Genomic DNA, 21,618 nt, shown 5'->3' on the forward strand with positions numbered 1-21,618 from the left:
CAGGACGGCCCTGCTCAAGACAGTCGCCGTCCCAGGGACGCAAGCCGCCATGCAAGTGAAACACCTGCTGCTGATCGCCATCCTCGCCCTCACCGCCGCCTGTTCGTCCAAGGAAGTCCTGGACGAAAACCTCAGCGAGGCAGAACTCTACCAGCAGGCTCAGCAAGATCTGGACAACGGCAGCTACACCAGCGCCGTTACCAAGCTCAAGGCTCTGGAATCGCGCTACCCCTTCGGTCGCTACGCCGAGCAATCCCAGCTCGAGCTGATCTACGCCAACTACAAGAACGCCGAGCCGGAAGCCGCCCGCGCTGCCGCCGAGCGTTTCATCCGCCTGCATCCGCAGCACCCGAACGTCGATTACGCCTACTACCTGAAGGGCCTGGCGTCGTTCGATCAGGACCGCGGCATCGTCGCCCGCTTCCTGCCGCTGGACATGACCAAGCGTGACCCGGGTGCAGCCCGCGACTCTTACAACGAGTTCGCCCAGCTCACCAATCGCTATCCGAACAGCCGTTACGCCCCGGACGCCAAGCAGCGCATGATCTACCTGCGCAACCTGCTGGCCGCCTACGAAATTCACGTGGCCCATTACTACCTGACCCGCCACGCCTACGTCGCCGCCGCCAACCGCGGTCGCTACGTGGTGGAGAATTTCCAGGAAACCCCATCGGTCGGTGACGGCCTGGCCGTGATGGTCGAGGCCTATCAGCGCCTGACCCTGGACGACCTGGCGGCCACCAGCCTGGAAACCCTGAAGCTCAACTACCCGGATCACCCGAGCCTGGAGAGTGGCGAGTTCGTGCCGCAGGAAGAAGCTGCCGACGAACGCTCGTGGCTGGCCAAGGCGACCCTGGGCCTGATCGAAAGCGACGTACCGCCACCGCCGAGCCAGACCCAGGCGAGCCTGGACGTGCAGCGTCAGTACCAAGACGCCGTCGACCAGATGCCGGCCGATCTGAAAGCCACCGAGCGGGGCGAAGAGCCACAGGCGCCCAAGCGCTCCTGGTTCAGCCGCCTGACCTTCGGCCTGTTCGACTGATCCATCGCTAACAGCCAGCAACTCTTCACGATGCCAGTCAACCGACTGGCATCGTGCATTCTGGCCCTGCAAAACGCTGATTGGGTAACTGTCCGCCCAGGGCGTCCTTAGCTACACTGCCCCATCCCCCGACACGAAGAGAGCGCCATGGGCCTGTTCCGCCTGCTGATCTGGATTGCCATCATTTTTGCCGCCATCTGGCTATGGCGGCGCTATGTCGGCGCCACCCGACAGCGCCAGAAGGCAGCACCGCCCTCGGACAATCCGGCGCCCATGGTGCGTTGCGCCCACTGCGGCGTGCACACCCCGCAGCAGCACGCCCTGCAACTGGCGCAGCGCTGGTACTGCAGCCAGGCGCATCTGGAACAAGGCCCCAAGCCCGGTGCCCAATAGCGCCCTCGCGGTACGGGGCCCCCAGGGGCACCGCATCTTCCGGCTTTACCATCTCTATCGCCTGGTCATCGGCGTGGTGCTGGTACTGCTGGTTTCCGCAAACCTGGACTCCGAGCTGCTAGAGCTGGCCCACGTGCCGTTGTTCAGGGGGGCGGCCTGGGTCTACCTGACGCTCAACATCCTGATCGCGCTGATCATTCACACGCCCAATCGTCTGTTGCCGATATTCGCGGTGGCGCTGGGTGACGTAGTGCTGCTCTCGGCACTGTTCTATGCCGGCGGTGGCACGCCAAGCGGGATCGGCAACCTGCTGATCGTCTCCGTGGCGATCGCCAACATCCTGATACGCGGCCGCTTCGGGATCTTGATCGCCGCCGCCGCCGCGATCGGCATGATCTACCTGACCTTCTACCTGAGCCTCAGCCACGCCCAGGCCAGCAACCAGTACGTGCAGGTCGGCGCACTAGGCGCGCTATGCTTCGCCGCGGCGCTGTTCGTGCAGGGCCTGACCCGCCGTCTGCAGGTCAGCGAAAAACTGGCCGAACAACGCGCTGCCGACGTGGCGGATCTGGAGACCCTGAACAACCTGATCCTGCAACGCATGCGCACCGGCATCCTGGTGGTGGACGAGCAGCGCCGCGTGCTGCTGGCCAATCAGGCCGCGCTCGGCTTGCTGGGCCAGCAGCACCTGGCGGGCAAGATTCTCGACCCGCACTGCACCGAGTTGGTCAAGCGCCTGCAGCAGTGGCAGGAGAACAGCAGCCTGCGCCCAGCCAGCCTGCAGACGCTCAGTGACGGCCCGACCCTGCAACCCAGCTTCATCGCACTGCAGCGCGGCGGCCAGCGGCATATCCTGATCCTCCTCGACGACATCTCGCAGATCGCCCAGCAGGCCCAGCAACTCAAGCTGGTCGCCCTCGGCCGCCTAACCGCCGGCATCGCCCACGAGATTCGCAACCCGCTGGGCGCCATCAGCCATGCGGCGCAGTTGCTGCAGGAGTCCGAAGACCTGCACGGGCCGGACCTGCGCTTGGCGCAAATCATCCAGGATCACTCGCGACGCATGAACCTGATCATCGAGAACGTGCTGCAGCTCTCGCGCCGGCGCCAGGCGGAGCCGCAACTGCTGGATCTAAAATACTGGCTGCACCGTTTCGCGGCGGAATTCCGCAGCACCGCCCCGGCCTCAAAGGTGCTGCACCTGGCCATCGAAGGCAGCAGCATCCAGACGCGCATGGACCCCAACCAGCTCAATCAGGTCATCACCAACCTGGTGCAAAACGGCCTGCGCTACAGTGCCAAGCTCAACCCTCAGGGCCAGGTGTGGCTGAAGCTGTTTCGCGATCCGCGCAGCGATCTGCCGGTGCTCGAGGTGCTCGACGACGGTGAAGGCGTGCCGGCAGACCAACTGCATCACATCTTCGAGCCTTTCTACACCACGGAGAACAAAGGCACCGGCCTGGGCCTGTATATTTCCCGCGAGCTTTGCGAAAGCAACCAGGCTCATCTTCACTATCAATCACGCGAGGGCGGCGGCGCATGCTTCCGTATCACCTTCGCGCATCCGCGAAAAATGAGCTGAACGACCTGATGAACCGCCAGAGAGCCCTGATCGTCGACGACGAACCCGATATCCGCGAACTGCTGGAGATCACCCTCGGGCGCATGAAACTCGACACCCGCAGCGCCCGCAACGTCAAGGAAGCGCGTGAGTGGCTGGCCAAGGAGCCGTTCGATCTGTGCCTGACCGACATGCGCCTGCCCGACGGTAACGGCCTGGATATCGTGCAGCACATTCAACAGCGCCATCCGCAGACGCCGGTGGCGATGATCACCGCGTTCGGCAGCGTGGACACGGCAATCAACGCCCTCAAGGCCGGTGCCTTCGACTTCCTCACCAAGCCGGTCGACCTGGGCCGCCTGCGCGAACTGGTGGCCACCGCCCTGCGCCTGAACGCCGCCGATGAAGGCGAAGCGCCGGGTAGCAGCCGGCTGCTGGGTGAGTCCCCGCCGATGCGTGCACTGCGCGGGCAGATCCAGAAACTGGCGCGCAGCCAGGCACCGGTGTACATCAGTGGTGAGTCGGGCAGCGGCAAGGAGCTGGTCGCCCGGCTGATCCACGAACAGGGCCCGCGACGTGAGCGGGCCTTCGTGCCGGTCAACTGCGGCGCCATTCCCTCGGAGCTGATGGAAAGCGAATTCTTCGGCCACAAGAAGGGCAGCTTCACCGGCGCCGTCGAAGACAAACAGGGCCTGTTCCAGGCCGCCAATGGCGGCAGCCTGTTCCTCGACGAAGTGGCCGACCTGCCGCTGACCATGCAGGTCAAACTGCTGCGCGCCATCCAGGAAAAGGCCATCCGCGCCGTCGGTGGCCAGCAGGAAGTGGTGGTCGACACCCGCATCCTGTGCGCCACCCACAAGGATCTCGCCGCCGAGGTGGCAGCCGGCCGCTTCCGCCAGGATCTCTACTACCGCCTCAACGTCATCGAGCTGCGCGTACCGCCACTGCGCGAGCGCCGCGAGGATATTCCCCTGCTGGCCGACGTGATGCTCAAGCGCCTCAACGAAGGCATCGGCCTGCCGCCGGTCAAGCTCGACGGCCCTGCCCTGGAAAAGCTCAAGAGCTACCGCTTCCCGGGCAACGTGCGCGAGCTGGAGAACATGCTGGAGCGCGCCTACACGCTCTGCGAAGGCGACGTGATCTGCGCAAACGACCTGCGCCTGGCGGACGCCGCACCGGCTGGCGAGAACGGCGACGCCAGCCTGGCACAGATCGACAACATCGAGGATTACCTCGAAGACGTCGAACGCAAACTGATCATGCAGGCCCTTGAAGAAACCCGCTGGAACCGCACGGCAGCGGCCCAACGCCTGGGCCTGAGCTTCCGTTCGATGCGCTATCGCCTGAAAAAGCTAGGCATCGACTGAGACCCTAGCCTGCGGTTGCCCCCAGTGAGCACACAGCCCTCGTAGCCTGAGGTTGAGCGAAGCGATACCCAGGCTCAGCGCCCCGCCCCCGAAGCAGGTCGCCCGCCTACAAACGCCCCGCCGGCGAATACGGCGCCGGATCGATGATCGGCTGCTGCCCCAGCATCAGATCCGTCAGCAACTGGCAGGACGCCGGCGCCAGCACCAGCCCATTGCGGTAATGCCCGCAGTTCAGCCAAAGGCCCGGATGCTCCGGCACCTCACCGATAAAGGGAATGCCCTCGGGCGAGCCGGGCCGCAATCCTGCCCAGTGCCCGACCACTTCGGCCTCGCGCAACGCCGGCAGCAACGCTTCGGCAGAAGCCCGCAGGCTGGCCAACGCCTCGTCGGTCGGCGTCTTGTCGAAGCCGGCACGTTCCAGCGTACTGCCCACCAGAATGTGCCCATCACGCCGCGGAATCGCATAACGCCCACCGGCCAGCACCATGCTGGGCAGAAAATCCTCGGCGCACTTGAACAGGATCATCTGCCCCTTGACCGGCTCTACGGGCAGCGCGAGCCCAAGGCCCTTCAACACCTCCCCGCTCCAGGCCCCGGCCGCGACGACGACCTGCTCGGCCAGCATCTCGCCCTCCGCGGTAACGACCCCGGTGACGCGTGCGCCATCACGCACGAACTGCAGCACCGGGCTGTGCTCGCGAAGCGTAACGTTCGGCAAACCCTGCAAAGCCGCTCGCAGCGCCTTGACCAACCGAGGGTTGCGCACATTGGCTACGCCGGACATATGAATCGCGCGCTTGAATCCCTCGCCAAGCACCGGCACCTGGGCATAGGCGGCCTCGACCGGAACCTCGCACAACGGTCGACTCTGGCGCTGCGCCCACGCCAGCGCCTCGGCCTGGTCATCAAGGTCCAGCCAGTAGAGCCCGGTGACATGCACCTCGGGGTCGACCCCGGTATCGGCAAACAGGCGCGCGCCAAAACCCGGGTAGTAATCCTGTGACCAGTGAGCCAGTGCCGTGACCGCCTGGCTATAGCGCCACGGATAAAGCGGCGAAACAATTCCGCCCCCCGCCCAGGACGCCTCGCTACCGACCGACGCGCGATCCACCAGCGTGACCCGCCTGCCCGCGCCCGCCAGCAGGTACGCCGACAACAACCCGATGACCCCACCGCCCACAACGATTACATCCGCACGCAAAACTCACCCCATCGCACAAGCGGCATGCCTTGACAGCGAGACCCCAGGGTCTAGACAGAACGGCAGCCGAGAAGGCCGCCAATCATACGCGCATAGAGGTTTGCGTCATGAATAGAGATCGACAGAGGGCCGTGGGCTTGGTGGAGTTGCTGGTTGCCCTAACCCTGCTGGCAATACTCATGACAATCGCGGTGCCCAGCTTCAGTGGCCATGTGCAGCGCACTCAACAGGCCACTCATGTGAATGACTTGCTGACTGCCCTACACTTCTCGCGCGCCGAGGCAGTGACCCGGCGCACCACGGTCAGCTTGTGCGACGGCATCGACGATTGCGGTACGCGGCGCTGGGAAAACCAGCTGATCATCTTTGCCGACCACAATCACAACGGCCGAATCGATGAAGGTGAACCCATTCTCAGAACCTTGCAGATCGCCCCGGCTTATAGCTGGTACTGGTCGAACTTCAGAGCCAGAAACCACATCAGCTTCAAATCCAACGGAATGACGCACAGCCTCAACGGCACGTTCACGCTTTGCCGAGAAACCACCGCCGTACGAAGTATCGTGGTGAACGTTGCGGGCCGTACTCGGCTCGACACTCCCAACGACAACGCTAGGTGTGAGTAGCTAACCGCTCGGTGACTGGATGCAACCGAATATCCTCCGCAGCTATCTGGCCAAACGGCAAAGTGACAGTATTCGCTCGCCCACACCTGCGAGACCTGCCATGCGCGTTACCCGAGGCTTCACCCTTATAGAGTTGATGGTAACGATTGCCGTACTGGCAATCGTCATCAGCATTGCCGCTCCCTCATTCAGCAATATCCTGCGTGAAAACCGCACACTGGCCATGACGAATGAACTGCAAGGCGCCATCCAACTGGCACGCTCTGAAGCGGTGAAGCGCCGCAGCAATGTCGTGATTTGCAGAAGAAACACTGCCGGTACCGCTTGTGACAACTCGGCAGACTGGGCTGCCGGATGGCTGATCCTGTCGGGCAGCACAGTGATAAAGGTCTGGGATGCCGTCACCGGCCTTGCCGTAGCAGGCCCTAATGCCGCGCTGACCTTCAAATCAAACGGCATGGTGACCGCTGTGGCGAACTTCGCAGTCAATACACCAAGCTGCACAGGCCAGCAGAAGCGCACGCTATCGGTGACGCTGATCGGCACGACCACACTCGCAAAGGTCGACTGCTAAATGAACAAGACCTCTCAAACATCACAACGAGGCGCCACACTGATCGAAGTGCTGGTCGCTATCGTGATTCTGTCCATCGGGTTACTTGGGTTAGCAGGACTGCAGGCGACAAGTATCCAAGGTAACTACGGCGCGTTTTACCGTTCCCAGGCCACTATTCTCGCAGCTGACATTACCGACCGCATGCGAGCAAATCGTAAAGCGGCCATCGCCGGCAGCTACAGTTTGAACGAGCTGAAAAGCGCTCACACGGCCACTACCACGCGTGCGGACAAGGATCTTAATGAGTGGCTTGCACAAGTCGCCAAGTTACCCGCCGGCAAAGCTCGAATAGAACGGAATAACTCGACTGCTCTGGTAACCATCACCATCAACTGGGATGACAGCCGCGGCAATATCAAAAAGGCCGATGGTACCGAGTCGAGTGACGCACCGGGTACGGCCAACTTCGTTTATAGAACCGAGATATGACTATGAGACCTGTTCGTTCTCAGGCAGGCCTTTCGCTCATCGAATTGATGATCGCCATGGCATTGAGCTTGCTACTGATGCTGGGTGTTCTGCAGATATTCCTATCGAGCAAACAAACCTATACCGCCAATAGTGCGCTGTCTCGTGTGCAGGAAAGTGGCCGTTTTGCAATGGACTTCATTACCTACGACCTACGTAATGCGGGTTACAAAGGCGAATGTTTTTCCGACGTCAACGCCCTTGTTGCCAACTCTACGGATGACCGGATTAACCTGAACCAGGCATTGAAGGGCTGGGATGCACAAACGAGCCTGCCCAGTTGGCCGACCAATTTAAGCACAGACAAAACAGCGGGAACCGATAGCATCATCATCAAGCACGCTGCTACCAATGCAGGCGTGATTGGCACCACCGATATTGCGACCAACGCCGCCAGCATAGTGATGGCAAGTACCAATAACGATGCCGCAAACACCTACGTCGTCATCAGCAGCGCTTTGGGATGCGATATGTTCAATAGCGGGGCAGTTACTGCGACCGCGATAGCCAAGGGCTCCTCAGGAAACACCGGAAACTTCAGCCGCTCCTATACAACAACCATCACCAAAGTGCTGCTTTTTCAAAGCAATCAGTACTACATAAAAAATGGGACTAACGGCTCGCCTTCGCTATGGCGTACAAGTTGGAAAAATGGATCCGCCTCGACATTGGAACTGATTGAGGGCATTCATGACCTCCAGTTCGAATACGGTATAGGCAGCGGCGCAGCGGAAGACCGCGCCGTGACTAACGCTGCATTCATCAAAGCCAACGCTGTCACTGACTGGAACAATGTGGTGGCCGTCAAAGTACGCTTATTGGCGCTAGGCAATGAGTCCAATGTCGCAATCGAGAATCAGGTCTACGACCGTGAAAAAGGCCTAATTTGCAAAAAGGGTGATTCGGCCTGCACTACTGACGACAGCATTGATATTCCGAATCGTCGCCTCGCTCAAGTTTTTACCTCCACTGTCAGCTTGCGCAATCAGTTGCCATGAACAGGATCACCATGAACAGAAACTCCCAACAAGGTGCGATTCTGATCGTCGCGCTGATCATGCTTCTGCTGGTCACCATCATCGGACTGGCCAGCATCCGCGGCACCTCGCTGCAGGAACGCATGGCAGGCAACCTTCGTGACCAGGAGCTGGCACTGCAGGCTGCTGAAGCCGCATTGCGAAAGGGCGAGACATCCGTGGCGAGCAAATTCAATGCAGGCACACTCAGCACACTTGCAACTGCAGATGAAAACGGCACTTACAGCGACTTTCCAGGCGTAGCCAAGAATCCAACTTATGTACTCAAACAGCTGGCAACGTTGAAAACAAGCACTGAGGCGGGCGTTCCTACAGACGAGGAAGGCTCAATCGTACGTATCACGGCAAAAGGTTACGGCTTGGCACAAGATGCTGCGAACACGCCGAGTTCAACGAGTGATCTGTCATCCGTTTTTCTGGTTGAACAATGAAATATCCACCTCTCTTTCAAAATTCAAGTGGAGCAACCGCGATGAATTATCTCGTGATGAAATTTAAAGCAGCCAAGACACTCGCTGCTTTTTTACTTACCAGCGGGATATTAATTTCAGCACCTAGCTATGCGAGAGTGGTCTCGCAAGCTCCGCTTCTGCTGGGCAGTGGCAGTGTGCCAGGCAACCTTGCATTGGTTCCCTCTGTTGAATACCCCACAGTCATTAGTGCGGCTAATTTAGGGGCGTACACTCACACGTCAACTTACACTGGTTACTTTGACTCGGCCAAATGCTACAAATACCAGAGAGAGGCCATAACAGATCCCTATTTTGGAGAAATCTCAGGTAGAGATGGTGGCGGATATTTCACTCCTGTAAGGGTGGCACGAGACTGCTCTCTAAAGGACGAATGGAGCGGAAATTATTTAAACTGGGCGACAACCCAAACCATTGACCCTTTTCGAAAAGCACTTACAGGCGGCTATCGTGTTGTCGACACGCCAACAAAGACAATTCTGGCGAAAGCCACACGCGCGAACCGTGGCGACTCCTTTGGCGAGCGCACGGTCAGTACCAACCTTACCCAAATAGTTCCGTATACCGACATTAATCGGGTAAGAACTGTAATATTTTCAGGCAGTGATTACCAGAAAAATAAAGCAATTGCAGTAATACGCCGCAGTACTGCAAACGGTGCTCCCGAGACAACCGAGTACTTCTCAGTTCGCGTGGAAGTGTGCAAGCAAAACCTGCTTGAAAGTAATTGCAAAAAATATGGGGACAACTGGAAACCAGAAGGACTTCTACAGCAATACTCAGAAACCATTCGCTATAGCGCCTTTAGCTATCTAAATCAAGATGGCAATGGTAGGAATGGCGGCGTTATGCGTGCAGAGCAAAGCTATATTGGACAAATCAAACGAACACCAGGCACCCCAGAGGCACAAGTAAATCCAACTCCAGAGTGGAGTGCGGACACAGGAATACTTGTGCAAAACCCCTATAACGATTCAATTGGAAATAGCGGCATTATCAACTATATAAATAAATTTGGCGAGCTCAGCAATCGCCACAAGTCAAACGACCCAGTGAGCGAACTTTACTACACAGCGCTAAGATACTTCAAAAACCAAGGCAATGTTCCAAGCTACTCAGACAATCTAAATGACACAATGAGAGACAACTTCCCAGTAATCACCAACTGGGCAGGTAAAGACCCCATTCAATATGCCTGCCAAAAGAACGTCATCTTAGGCATTGGTGATGTTAATAGCCACCAAGACCGCGACCTTCCCGCAGCTGACGACGATCTCGATGTAAATGACTGGACTCAGACGGTATTCGATCTTGAAGGAGTAGGGAAAAGAGCCACTGCGGGATCATTCAATGGCAATGGAAACTCAGCCTACATTGCCGGACTTGCCTATTACGCCAATACAACAGACATCCGTGCTGACCTTGCAGGCAAACAGACCTTATCTACTCACTGGGTGGATGTCCGAGAAGGAGGGATACTGAGAGACAAAGCGAACAATCAGTACTGGCTTGCGGCTAAATATGGCGGTTTCAAGGTGCCTGACGGCTATAAAAAGGGCGACCCTTTACCTACTGGCTCATGGAGAACCACCAATGATGTACTTAGCACTGGCGATCCACGCCCTGACAATTTTTACGTTGCCAGTGACGCTGAGAATATGGTCGAAAGCTTGAAGCTTGCTTTCGCAAAAATTGCACAGGAAACTCAAAGCAGCACCACATCTCTCGCCTCAAACTCTACAAGGCTGGCTACTGACACCGCCGTCTTTCAATCCTCACTGAATAGCAAATACTGGAGCGGGGACCTGCTGGCGCGGAAAGTCAATACAAACGGCACCACTGCAACCTCTGCTGCATGGAGCGCCAGCGCTAAGCTCGATGCTCAAAATATTAATAACCGAAAAATATTCACATCAGCGCCTCTAGCAGATGCATCCCCGGCAACCAATGGCCAAATCAGCACCACAGCCACCGCATTTTCTTGGGGAACAGGGGGATTGAGTAGTGCCCAGAAGAACCTGCTTGCCACAACGGCTGAGCGCAACGCCAATAACTTAGCTACAGCAGAGAGCCGTCTGAATTATCTGCGGGGTGACCGTAGTCTGGAGCGAACCGATAGCGACGCTACAAAGCTGTTTCGTCAACGAGGTAGTCGATTAGGCGACATCATCAACTCTGACCCGCAATACGTCGCCGACCCGGACTTTGGCTACACCCGCCTCACCGGCTCAGTTTGGGCTGACGCGCGCGCTGCCTATGCTTCGTTCCGAAGCGGCAATGCAAATCGCAAGCCCATGGTAATCGTGGGGGCCAACGACGGCATGCTGCACGGGTTCAACGCAAGCATGGCGGACGGTGGTGCTGGGGGTGAGGAGCTGTTTGCATTCATTCCAAATGGTGTTTTTGAAAATCTGATTCGCTTGACCGACCCTGCCTATGCTCACCGTTATTATGTTGACGGTACGCCGCGAGTATCTGATGTATGGGCTGGCAACAGCTGGAAAACAATAGTAGCTGGAACAACTGGCGCAGGCGGCCGCAGTGTTTTTGCTCTTGACATCACTGACCCGGACAACATGGGCTCAAATAAGTTTCTCTGGGAATTTAGCCATCCAGACATGGGCAATACTATAGGCCAGCCCGCAATTGTCGCCTTGCCTAACGGAAAGTTTTCTGTAGTCGTTACGACTGGTTATCGGACAACAGCTCAAACCACCGCAAAAATCTGGTTCCTCGATGCGACAGACGGCAGTGTAATTAGAACCATGGACATAACAACCGGAGGCGACCTTGGAGCACCGTTACTTGCAGACACCAATGGCGACCAAGTAGCGGACAAGCTCTACGTCGGTGATACCACAGGCAAGCTGTGGAGAGCGGATATAAGCGGATCTACGCCTAGTGGCTGGGATAATCCCACTCTCATGTTCACCGCGACAGATGGAACAACTGCCCAGCCCATCACGGCCCCCCTGTCCTCTGCATTCAATGACAAGGGGCAGCACATGGTGCTGTTCGGTACAGGTTCCTATATGTTTGTAGGTGATAATGAAATTCCAACAACGCCTGCAATACAGAGCTTTTACGGGATAATCGACGCAGGGACTTTCCCCATAGTGCGTAGCGATTTGCTCGCTCAGGAGATTCTCTCCGAAAGCACAGTGGGCAGCTTTAAAGCCAGGACAATCTCTAATTCCACCCTGGCCAATCAAAGAGGCTGGTACTTGGACCTAGCCTGGAAAAGCAACCGCAACGGGCCAGACGCAAGGGGGGAGCGCGTTGTATCTAAAGCGACCTTGCGTACGGATCGAGTAACCTTCACAACTATGACCCCTTCTGCAGATCCTTGTGCATCGGGCGGAACCAGCTTCGTGATGGCGCTGAGCCTTTCCAGTGGGTCTCGTCTTAACTACACCTACTTTGATACCAATAAAGATGGCAGTCTGAATGACAGCGACGACTTGGGCACCGGGGATGAAAAACTGCCTGTCTCTGGCATATCTGATCCGGATGCTGGCGTGATCAAGGGTGTCACTCCTCTCTTTCGCTGGCTGTGTTATTCAGGGTCTTCGGGGGCTGCGCCCACATGCATCAAGGTTCCAGGCTCGCAACGCTATGGTCGCAATGCCTGGCAGGAAGTAAGGTAATGACTCTACGGACCGCTATTTCGGAATCAGCCACATGAAAAAAGAACGAGGTTTCACGCTGATTGAGCTGATGATCGTAGTTGCGGTCATCGGCATCCTTGCGGCCATCGCCTACCCCTCCTACCAGGAGCATGTACGCAAGAGCAAACGAGCTGATGCGCAGGCAGCGCTAATGGAGCTGTCCCATTTTATGGAGCGCTACTACACGGCTAACGGCAAATACACCAAAGCTGCCAATACCGGGCCGGATCTGCCCTTCGCGAAAGCCCCGAAGGACGGTGCGACCGAGAACTATGGCCTGGCTTTGTCTGCGGTGGATGACTTCAGCTATACCTTGACGGCAACAGCCAAGAACTCCATGGCAAATGATAAATGCGGCAACCTCACGTTAACCGACAAAGGGGTAAAGGGGTCGAGCAGTGGAACGGCCGCCGACTGCTGGCGGCGGTAATTCGGTCTGAGAGAACGCCCTTATAGGGCGTTTTCTTTTTGAGGTCGTTATGTCGCGGCAATCACGGTTGCACACGGACGGTATAGGTACAGATGGTTCGATCCTTGGGTGCATTGGCTGAGTCATCCGGACATGCGTCCTGCCTTGCCTGCCAGGCCAAGCGGATTTCCAACATGGATCCCTTGCCGTCACATGTCCCAGCCTGACTACTACGACAGATGTATGCTTCGCTATCGAATGGAGCGGCACCTCCTGGCAATAAGGCCTGGACTCGAGAGGCCCAGCAGTCACGTTGCTCCTTCGCCGTTTGAGGAGGCTTGCCGGCAGTGGCGGCGCACACGGCGAGGTTGGCAAAACTTGATCCCTTGTTCTTGAAGAAGATCGACGTCGACTTGATGCCGCTGTTCATCGCATTCTGCGGTACGGTTCTATCGAAAACCTCCGCGGGGTTGGCGCGAATCATATCTACCAGTTGATTGACCAGATCAACGGCCACGTTCCTCTGCACGGCATCTTGCGTGTATTGCACGCTGCGGCCCTGCAACGCCACCATACCCAGGATCCCTACAGTCGTTAGCAGCAGGGCGACCAAGACCTCGATCAGGCTGAAACCTCCATGACGGGTTTTCATCACGACTCCCAGCAGTGCTACAGCAGTTATCTAGCGTTTCTATCCAAAACGGTATTCTTCAGCATGCTGCCATCTTGTTGGCAGCACTTTTGAAACCGCGGGGCCAGCTCTGAATGCTGCCGCTGGAGCGGACTTCCGTTGTGAACCCTTTGGTGAAATCACCGTTTTGACAGGTAGTAATCACTGTCCCGGCGCCCGTACCGTTGTAGCGAAATACAATCTCGCTTTCAGTGCTGTTCAACGAGATGGACGACGGAATTTCCAGACTGCGGATCACCTCACCGGTAGTGCAGTCCGTTCGTACGGAAAGCGCTGCACTACTTTTGCAAACGCGTAGAAAAGCCTGCTGATCTACCGCATTGGCCCGGGCGTACTGCAATAGTGCTACCAGCTCGTTATTGAATGACTGGGTGCGGTTGTTGTTGACCAGTTGAACGAAGTTCGGCACTGCGATGGTCGCGAAGATGCCAAGTAGCGCCAGCGTGATCATCAGCTCTATCAGAGTGAACCCTCTGGCGTGCTGTTCGCGAGGCCGAAGGCTGAATAATGGGAGCATGGGAGTCTCCTTTGGGTCACCTGCCTGTTCCGACCCGCTCATCAGCACGAACGTTCTGGCTCTGGGATAACCGGTACCGATATCGCCAGTGAGTACGGCTTAGCAAGCCCCGGTGACGAGCCGCTTCGATACCTGCAACGGTAGCAGCTCCGTAGGGTCACACCCCTTACAGCGCCACGCTCCCTGCACACATGACCATCACTGCGACTTAGCGTAGGCCCCGCTTGCACGAGGAGAGATAGGAGGTTTGATATGAGCCATGCATCCCAGCACTCGGCTTGGCATGTTTATGGGCACCGTGGTTTTACCCTAGTCGAAGTGATGATCGTTGTAGTGATCATCGGTATTCTCGCTGCCATTGCTTACCCAAGCTACGACGACTATGTAACGCGCGGGAACCGCTCAGAAGGCCAGTCGCTGCTGAGCGATGCAGCAGCGAGACAAGAGCGCTATTTCAGTCAAAACAATGTTTATGTCACCGGTAATACGGATCTTGCCAAGCTAGGACTTAACGGCAGGTCCGCCACGGGCAAATACACCTTATCCGTCAGCAAGGTAGATGGAGATGGCGGTTACACCCTGACCGCGACTCAACAGTTCAATGACACAAAATGTGGCAATCTGAGTCTAGATGCTACGGGCAAACGCGCGAAGACCGGTACCGCGAGCCTTTCGGACTGCTGGCGTTAAACATCCTCCTACCGTTTGCCCGAAAAACGCGCCTTTTGCGTTCTTTTTTGCCACTCACCTGAAAAGTGACTGTCTAGCCTTTCATAGGCAGTCATACAAATGGCAGGGAGTGGATATGTCAAAACACTGTTCGGGCTGTTTGCAGACCTATAGCAAGCGAGCCGGCGTACAGAACAACGGGCCTGATCTCAGCGCGACTCAGAGAGTCTTTGCCGTCGAAGCCGAAGAGCAGGCAAAGCCTCCTTTCCAGATATCCCCTTGCGCATACAGCCATGATCGACTCTAAGCATCAGATTGGGCTGTCGTTGGTCGAATTGATGATTGCCATGGCAATCAGCAGTTTTCTGATCTTGGGCATTACGCAGATTTACATCGACAACCAACGCCACTCGCTCTTTCAGCAGAATCAGAGCAACAACTTGGACAGTGGACGGTTTGCGGCACTGCTGTTGGATCAGTACCTGGGCAAAGCCGGGTACAGGCGCAATCCCTCAATTAGTTACGAACAGGCGTTTCCAGAAAGAGCGGCAGGTGGCGGCTGCATGGCGTTCAGCACTGGCAGCTCGGTCACCGGGCTGGATCCTACGGAAGGTACGGGCCTGTGCCTACGCTATCAACCGCAAGTCAGTGGCGATCTGGATTGCCAGGGGGCCGCCAACAAGGCTTCGTTCAACCAGGCCTTCCCTCCGCTCGCCAGCGATAGCTTGATCATTCTCGCCTTCAAGTACGAGGCTGATACGTCCACCGAACCTCAAAACGGACGCTTGCTGTGCAAGAGCCTGAATGCCACCAATCCGCAATTCATCGAACAACTCAACGGCATCGCCGATATGCGCCTGGAGTTCGGTATCGGTAACGCGGATGCGTTCTCAAAGGATGTCACCACCTATACAGCGCAAGCGGACTGGTCATCGGCCAGTGGAACGATCCGTAGCGTGCGCTACTCCCTATTGATGACCGGGCGTAGCGGGCAGCGGGATACGAATGACCAGCCCAAGGTGTTTACAGATTGGCTGGCACTCGCCCCTGCTGCGACAAGAACGCGCTTGCAGAATGGCGATAACAGGAGAATCTACCAGGTCGTAGTCGGTAGTCAGAGCATCAGGAATCTTATGCCATGACACCCTTACATTTTCCGCGCGCCCAGAGCGGTGCCGTTTTGCTGGTAGCCCTGGTGATGCTGACCGTGATGACCATGGTAGCGGTCAGCAACATGGGCGGCACCACATTGCAGAGCCGCATAACAGCCAACCGCGCTATCGATGCTCAGCGCCAGAACGCAGCAGACGCAGCCTTGCGCGAAGCCGAGTTTCGTTACTACGGCCCATCCAATCTGGCGGACAAACTTGAAGGCAGAGCGGCCAACTGCGCATTAGCCAATACCATCAAAGCCAGCGGTATCAACAAGCCCTGCTTGCTGGCCATAAGCGATGCCGATGCGTCCCTGATGCTCAACTTCGTGGATCGGCCCTGGCTGGCGGCCGCCAACTTTCTCAAAGGCGAATCAACGGGCAGCTTGCTGTGGATGCCCTATCGAGGCACTGACGCCACCACTCAAAGCGTAGCCGGCGCCCGTGAGCCCACTGCGCCAGCCAACGCCACAACACGCTGGAACAGCACGCTGATACTGACCACCGGCAATGCGGCGGTCAACGCTGAATACGGCATGGTTCAAGAAGGCCAGGGCACTTACTACTACCTAAACAATGCCAAGGCAGATGAGGCCGTCTATTTGCAGTCTACCCACGCCAATATCTACATGGGCCTGAACAACTGAGAGCCAACATGATGAATGCTGCCAAATCCATCATGTGTGTAAAAACACTCTCCAGCTTCCTGGTCGGAAGCGTTTTCCTGCATGGCGCCAGCGCGTACGCAGCCGTGTCTCAGAGCCCACTTAGCCTGACCACGGGCGTGCCGCCCAACATGCTGTTGACCCTGGATGACTCCGGTAGCATGCGCTGGGGGTTCGCGCCGGACGGGCTGGCAGACGAATCCGCCACTCGCCGCGCCAAATCCAGCACCTACAACCCGCTCTACTACAATCCCAACGCAATCTATCAAGCGCCGATTGTTTTCGATGCGTCGGGCAACGAGCAGCAACTGGCGACCAGCTTCAACCAGGCCTGGCACAACGGCTACCGCACATCGGTCGGTTCGACCAACCTTGGCGGAGCAGGCTACCGCGTGACATGGGACGTGCCGATTACCAGTGCTCCAGGAAGCGCCGGTTACGGTTACGGAGACGTCACCAACTACGCCCAGCCGACCGGACAGGTGTTGCGCCTGGCAGACAATCCCGGTACGGATTTTTCCGCTACGGCATCGCTCTCCACGCTGTTCACAACGCAGGTGACGTCCCCTGGGGGCATTCAGTTCTCCATCACGCCCACGCTTATCGGTGTTCTCGGCTGTACCGCAGTTGCCAGTGTTCCAGGCGTTTTCAGCGGCGTGACGGCTGACTGCAGCAGAACCGCGAACGGATACGTAGCGACGCTGACGAGACGAGCAGTACCTGCGTATTACTACATCTACGACGCCAGCCGAGCCACGAACTGCAACACCAGCAATGACAACTGCTATGCACTGCGCTTCGTCACCAGCAGTGAACAAGCCAACTTCGCCGCCTGGTATTCCTTTTATCGAAACCGCGCGTTATCGACCATTTCTGCTGCGGCCCTGGCGTTCTACGATTTATCACCATCGGTCAGGCTCAGTTGGCAAGGCCTGGGGCGCTGCACGACCTTTGACGGCAGTGATGCCACCAACTGCAGAAACAATGCGTTCAAGGCCTACACCCCGGCGCATAAGGGCCAGCTTTACGCCTGGCTGCAAAACATCACGTTCGACCAGAGCACCTACCTGCCTGCGGCCATGAAGAGAGCCGGCGAGTTCTACCGCACAGCAACACCCTGGCAGGCCTACCCAAGCGGAACTGGCACCAACACCACCCAGAACACCTACGCCTGTCGCCCCAGCTACCACATCATGATGACTGACGGGCAATGGAACGAGGCCACTGCCGCGCCGAGCAACTTCCGTCATGATGCAGCCAGCTTTACCCTTCCGGACGGTCGATCCTTCACTCAACGCGCCCCCTACTTCGACAGCACGGCGAACACACTGGCCGACCTGGCGATGCACTATTGGGCAACCGACCTGAATACCAGCCTCAGTAACAGCCTGACGGCCTACACCCCCTACAAGAGCGGCGATGCGGCAACCGATTATTGGGATCCGCGCAATGACCCGGCAACCTGGCAGCACATGACCAACTTCACCATGGGACTAGGCCTGACCCAGTCGCTCGGTCAGGCCAACATTCCGTGGGGAGGCAGCACCTTCGCTGGCACCGGGTACGCCGCTCTGGCAGCCGGTACCTCATGGCCGGCTGCCGGGCCCAATGCATCTGACGCCAATGTCTACGATCTCTGGCATGCGGCGATCAACTCACGGGGCGAGTTCTTCAGCGTCGACAGCCCCGAGGCCATGGTCCAAGCCTTCTCCGATATTCTTTCCCGTATCGCGGATCGCAAATCCAGTGCAGCCCGACCGGCCATCAACTCGGGGCAGATCAGCTCGGACGAGAGTAGCGTGCAAACCGTCTCGTACCAGACCTCGTATGCAAGCGACGATAATTGGTCGGGCGACGTGAAGCGCTTCGAAAAGCGCTGGAACCCGCAAACGCGCACCATCGATACCGTCGAAGCCTGGAGCGCGCGCGGCAAAGTGCCTGCCTGGTCGAACCGCAACATCAAGATCGCGAGCACGATAGCGACCAGCGGCCTGCAGAATTTCAACACCACTAACGCTGCGCTGAGCCTGTTTGCCGGCAGTACGTTGCTCTATCACGTAAGCCGCAATCCTGAGACAGGCCTGCTGGATCCCCTGACCAGCGCCATAGTCGGTTCGCGTATCGACTACCTACGCGGTAACCGAGCAGGTGAAGGCACCACATTCCGTCGACGTAGCAGCCTGTTGGGCGACTTCTATTCGTCGACCCCGGCCGTGGTGGCAGGCGCGCGCTATCTCGAGCAATTTTCCAACCGTCTGGAGGGCAATACTGCTTACACCACCTTCAAGGCTTCCATCGCCAACCGCACCCCGCGCGTTTACGTAGGCGGCAATGCCGGGATGTTGCATGGTTTCAACGCGCTGACTGGCGTAGAAGAGTTCGCCTTCATTCCTTCCGCCGTTTTCCCCAAACTGTACAAGCTGACCGGCAGCAACTACACCCATGAGTTTTACGTGGAAGGCTCACCGGTTGTGGGCGATGTGTATGACAGTGCAACGCGCCAGTGGCGGACTATTCTGGTGGGCACGCTCAAAGGCGGGGGCAAGTCGGTCTTCGCGCTGGACGTCACCACGCCCGGAAGCGAACGACTGCTCTGGCAGTTTGACGAGAACAGCATCACGGCTACCAATGCGGCCAGAATGGGCTACAGCTTTTCTCAGCCGACAATCGCCCGCTTGCACAACGGTAAGTGGGGAGTGGTATTCGGTAATGGCTATGAAAGTGCGGGCAACAGCAACGGCAAAGCGGCGCTGTTCGTGCTCGATGCGATGCAAGGCACCTTGCTTAGAAGCCTCGAGGTTCAAGGCACCAACGGCATACCCAATGGCCTTTCCACGCCAAAACTGGGCGACTATAACGCTGACGGCGTAGCCGATTACGCCTATGCCGGCGATCTTCAGGGCAACCTTTGGCGCTTCGATTTGCTGCGCAGCAATCGCAGCCCGGCCACGCCGTTCACCACAGGTGACGACGCCGCTGGCGCGGTCAATGAATTCAGGGTGGGCTTTGGCGGCAATCCGCTTTTCCGTGCCAGTGCCGACAACGCCGGTAGCCAGCGCCAGGCGATCACTTCCGCGCCAAGCCTGGTTGCCCACCCAACCGGTACGGGGTATCTGGTGGTATTCGGCACCGGTCGTTTCTTCGATACGGATGACAAGGACGGCGACAAGAGCATGCCGCAAAGCATTTACGGCATCTGGGACAAGCAGACCCTTGGTGAAGTGGCCAGCAATCCGAACATCAGTCGCAGCTCGCTGCAGCAGCAGAGCATCACCAATACCGTGACCAGCAGCTCCGCTGATGGATCCTCACGCCAGGCAAGGGTGATCAGCAACAACAACGTTCGCTGGCAAGCGGCCAATAACCTTACGGCACAGAATGGCTGGTATCTGAACCTGGTTCAGAGCGACGGCGAAATGGTAGTAGAGAACATGTCCCAACTCGGCCGCACGGTATTCTTCCAGTCGCTCATCCCCAACAGCGATCCATGTGGCGATGGCACCAGCAACTGGAGCTACGCGGTCAACCCTTATACCGGGGGGCGCACCAGCCAACGTGCCTTTGACTATTCTCCGAGCGCCGATGTGGGTACCAATGTCATTTCAGGAGTACGCCAGGACGGCGAAGGGGGTGGCAGTCTGTCCCAGAACCCCGATGGCGGCTACCAATACTGCACGGGGCAGGAATGCGTAACCGTCTACCCAGACCCTTCCAGCATCGGCCGGCAAAGCTGGCGGCGGATCGAACAGCTTCAGTAAGAGCCTTTCCTCCCAGTAGCGCCCCCGTGCCCTGCCCAAGGCACGGGGGAACCGCACGGCGCCCAGCAAGGCTCTTTGCCCTATGCCTATCAAGCACTTGAGCAAAGGGACTGCTACTATCACCCCCTGTCATTCGATGCGACCAAATCGCCAGCATTGCGGTCGTATGCCGATAACGAAACAACAACGGATCGATGATGCAGGACAACCCGATTTGGACGCTTCCCCCGCGCAAGCAGCGCAGCCGTCTGGCTGAAGACCTGGTTGCGAAGATTTCCCAGCACATGCGCGACGGCACCCTCAAGCGTGGCGAGAAGCTGCCGGCCGAGCTGGATATCATGCGTGCTGAAGGGGTCAGCCGTACCGTGGTGCGCGATGCGCTGTCGCGCCTGCAGGTCGCGGGTCTGGTGGAAACACGTCGTGGCGTGGGTACGTTCGTGTGCGACATGCCGGCGGCGCCGGAGCTCAAGCTTGGCCCGGCGACCATCAGTACCGCCGAGGACGTGCTGGAGCTGCTGGAGCTGCGCATGAGCCTGGAGGTGGCGGCAGTCGGCCTGGCGGCGCAGCGGCGCACGCCCGAGTCGCTGCAGGAGATTCGCGTGGCGCTGGATGCCATCCAGCAAGGCGCCGTGCAGCTGCCGGCAGGCCTGCCGATCAGTGCGGATTTTCAGTTCCATATCAAGATCGCCAAGGCAGCCGAGAACCCGCACCTGCTCGATATCATGAAGCACTTGGGCGCCAAGCAGATTCCGCGCAACAAGTTCAACTCGGCCTACAAGGCCCACGAGGACGGCGAGGCCTACAAGGAAAACCTCAGCCTCGAACACGAGATGATCTATGACTCCATCGCCCGCGGCGACGTCGACTGCGCCCGGGCGGCCATGCAGTTGCACCTGATCAACAGCCGCGAGCGCCTGCTCAAGGCCCAGCGCCGCGCCTGAGCAGACGCATAGCGAGTCATCTCTCTGCAGAATGAATCGCACCGAAACGCCCGTACTCTGAATGGCCGCTATCGCTACGCGCCGGGACGGCGCTCCTACGGATCCGGGCTGGTGTGTGCAATTCGATGGAGCCCCGACCCGGCGCCGATCATGCCCCCAATGACCATCTGCCTTATCCCAAAAATACCAACGCTGGGGCTATAGCCAAGCCCCGGCGTTGGTTTGCGGTGGTCAGTTTCTTCTTGGGGACCTGTTCACAATCTTTTTAGACGACATGAAAGAGGCTGTTTAAGGCAGGAGCGGTCACTCAAACCAACCTGTGGGAGCCCCGACCTCGGGGCGAAACGATTGCAGCCTGACAGCCTATC

The 21,618-nt window shown here is 58.0% G+C and carries 19 protein-coding genes; 16 read left to right on the forward strand and 3 right to left on the reverse strand.

Annotation, left to right across the window (positions count from 1 at the left end; translation table 11 throughout):
• The first annotated feature begins 49 nt into the window (after positions 1-49).
• The 4 genes from BVH01_RS02195 to BVH01_RS02210 all read left to right on the forward strand — a co-directional run bounded on the left by BVH01_RS02195 (position 50) and on the right by BVH01_RS02210 (position 4,363).
• On the forward strand, positions 50-1,042 hold the full coding sequence (locus BVH01_RS02195; protein ID WP_075928757.1) for an outer membrane protein assembly factor BamD: 993 nt from the start codon (positions 50-52) through the stop codon (positions 1,040-1,042).
• A 147-nt stretch (positions 1,043-1,189) separates the two neighbouring features.
• On the forward strand, positions 1,190-1,435 hold the full coding sequence (locus BVH01_RS02200; protein ID WP_075928758.1) for a PP0621 family protein: 246 nt from the start codon (positions 1,190-1,192) through the stop codon (positions 1,433-1,435).
• Positions 1,425-3,017, forward strand: a complete 1,593-nt coding sequence (locus BVH01_RS02205; RefSeq protein ID WP_075928759.1) for a PAS domain-containing sensor histidine kinase — start codon at positions 1,425-1,427, stop codon at positions 3,015-3,017. The genes BVH01_RS02200 and BVH01_RS02205 overlap by 11 nt, the downstream gene beginning before the upstream one ends.
• An 8-nt stretch (positions 3,018-3,025) precedes the next feature.
• Complete coding sequence (locus tag BVH01_RS02210) at positions 3,026-4,363, forward strand: sigma-54 dependent transcriptional regulator (protein WP_075928760.1); 1,338 nt, start codon at positions 3,026-3,028, stop codon at positions 4,361-4,363.
• Between the two features lie 106 nt (positions 4,364-4,469).
• Here the strand turns inward: BVH01_RS02210 and thiO are convergent, their stop codons facing one another.
• A complete protein-coding gene (gene thiO / locus BVH01_RS02215) occupies positions 4,470-5,564 on the reverse strand; it encodes a glycine oxidase ThiO (protein ID WP_075928761.1) in 1,095 nt (364 codons plus the stop codon).
• Positions 5,565-5,671: 107 nt separating this feature from the next.
• Between thiO and BVH01_RS02220 the strand changes: the two genes are divergently transcribed.
• From BVH01_RS02220 to BVH01_RS02250, 7 genes are read left to right on the forward strand one after another with little or no spacing between them, the layout of a single operon-like run.
• Entirely contained in the window at positions 5,672-6,190 is a 519-nt protein-coding gene (locus tag BVH01_RS02220) for a GspH/FimT family pseudopilin (RefSeq protein WP_075928762.1), read from the forward strand.
• A 19-nt stretch (positions 6,191-6,209) separates the two neighbouring features.
• A complete protein-coding gene (locus BVH01_RS02225; protein WP_256562685.1) occupies positions 6,210-6,764 on the forward strand; it encodes a GspH/FimT family pseudopilin in 555 nt (184 codons plus the stop codon).
• Positions 6,765-7,235 (forward strand): type IV pilus modification protein PilV, encoded by a 471-nt coding sequence (gene pilV, locus BVH01_RS02230; RefSeq protein WP_075928764.1) that lies wholly within the window; start codon positions 6,765-6,767, stop codon positions 7,233-7,235.
• Between the two features lie 2 nt (positions 7,236-7,237).
• The gene (locus BVH01_RS02235; RefSeq protein ID WP_075929125.1) at positions 7,238-8,272 is read left to right on the forward strand and encodes a PilW family protein; all 1,035 of its coding nucleotides are present in this window, start codon (positions 7,238-7,240) and stop codon (positions 8,270-8,272) included.
• Between the two features lie 11 nt (positions 8,273-8,283).
• A complete protein-coding gene (locus tag BVH01_RS02240; RefSeq protein ID WP_075929124.1) occupies positions 8,284-8,742 on the forward strand; it encodes a PilX N-terminal domain-containing pilus assembly protein in 459 nt (152 codons plus the stop codon).
• Between the two features lie 41 nt (positions 8,743-8,783).
• Positions 8,784-12,428 carry a pilus assembly protein gene (locus BVH01_RS02245; protein ID WP_075928765.1) on the forward strand — a complete coding sequence of 1,215 codons (3,645 nt, stop codon included), beginning with the start codon at positions 8,784-8,786 and terminating at the stop codon, positions 12,426-12,428.
• A gap of 34 nt (positions 12,429-12,462) precedes the next feature.
• Positions 12,463-12,879, forward strand: a complete 417-nt coding sequence (locus tag BVH01_RS02250) for a type IV pilin protein (protein ID WP_075928766.1) — start codon at positions 12,463-12,465, stop codon at positions 12,877-12,879.
• A 61-nt stretch (positions 12,880-12,940) separates the two neighbouring features.
• Here BVH01_RS02250 and pilV (BVH01_RS02255) read toward each other — a convergent pair whose 3' ends face one another.
• The gene (gene pilV / locus BVH01_RS02255) at positions 12,941-13,510 is read right to left on the reverse strand and encodes a type IV pilus modification protein PilV (RefSeq protein ID WP_075928767.1); all 570 of its coding nucleotides are present in this window, start codon (positions 13,508-13,510) and stop codon (positions 12,941-12,943) included.
• A 58-nt stretch (positions 13,511-13,568) separates the two neighbouring features.
• A complete protein-coding gene (locus BVH01_RS02260) occupies positions 13,569-14,066 on the reverse strand; it encodes a GspH/FimT family pseudopilin (protein ID WP_075928768.1) in 498 nt (165 codons plus the stop codon).
• A gap of 252 nt (positions 14,067-14,318) precedes the next feature.
• Here BVH01_RS02260 and BVH01_RS02265 point away from each other — a divergent pair, with 252 nt between their 5' ends.
• The 5 genes from BVH01_RS02265 (at position 14,319) to BVH01_RS02285 (ending at position 21,250) form a co-directional block, all read left to right on the forward strand.
• Positions 14,319-14,756 (forward strand): type IV pilin protein, encoded by a 438-nt coding sequence (locus BVH01_RS02265; RefSeq protein ID WP_075928769.1) that lies wholly within the window; start codon positions 14,319-14,321, stop codon positions 14,754-14,756.
• Between the two features lie 272 nt (positions 14,757-15,028).
• Positions 15,029-15,877 carry a prepilin-type N-terminal cleavage/methylation domain-containing protein gene (locus tag BVH01_RS02270; RefSeq protein ID WP_075928770.1) on the forward strand — a complete coding sequence of 283 codons (849 nt, stop codon included), beginning with the start codon at positions 15,029-15,031 and terminating at the stop codon, positions 15,875-15,877.
• A 38-nt stretch (positions 15,878-15,915) separates the two neighbouring features.
• Positions 15,916-16,533, forward strand: a complete 618-nt coding sequence (locus tag BVH01_RS02275; RefSeq protein ID WP_371915579.1) for a PilX N-terminal domain-containing pilus assembly protein — start codon at positions 15,916-15,918, stop codon at positions 16,531-16,533.
• 8 nt (positions 16,534-16,541) lie between these two features.
• Positions 16,542-20,309, forward strand: coding sequence for a pilus assembly protein (locus tag BVH01_RS02280; RefSeq protein WP_371915580.1), 3,768 nt, complete (start codon positions 16,542-16,544; stop codon positions 20,307-20,309).
• Between the two features lie 197 nt (positions 20,310-20,506).
• Positions 20,507-21,250 carry a FadR/GntR family transcriptional regulator gene (locus BVH01_RS02285; protein WP_075929127.1) on the forward strand — a complete coding sequence of 248 codons (744 nt, stop codon included), beginning with the start codon at positions 20,507-20,509 and terminating at the stop codon, positions 21,248-21,250.
• Positions 21,251-21,618 lie beyond the last annotated feature (368 nt).

The organism is Pseudomonas sp. PA1(2017) (genome assembly GCF_001945375.1).
Taxonomy (GTDB): domain Bacteria; phylum Pseudomonadota; class Gammaproteobacteria; order Pseudomonadales; family Pseudomonadaceae; genus Aquipseudomonas.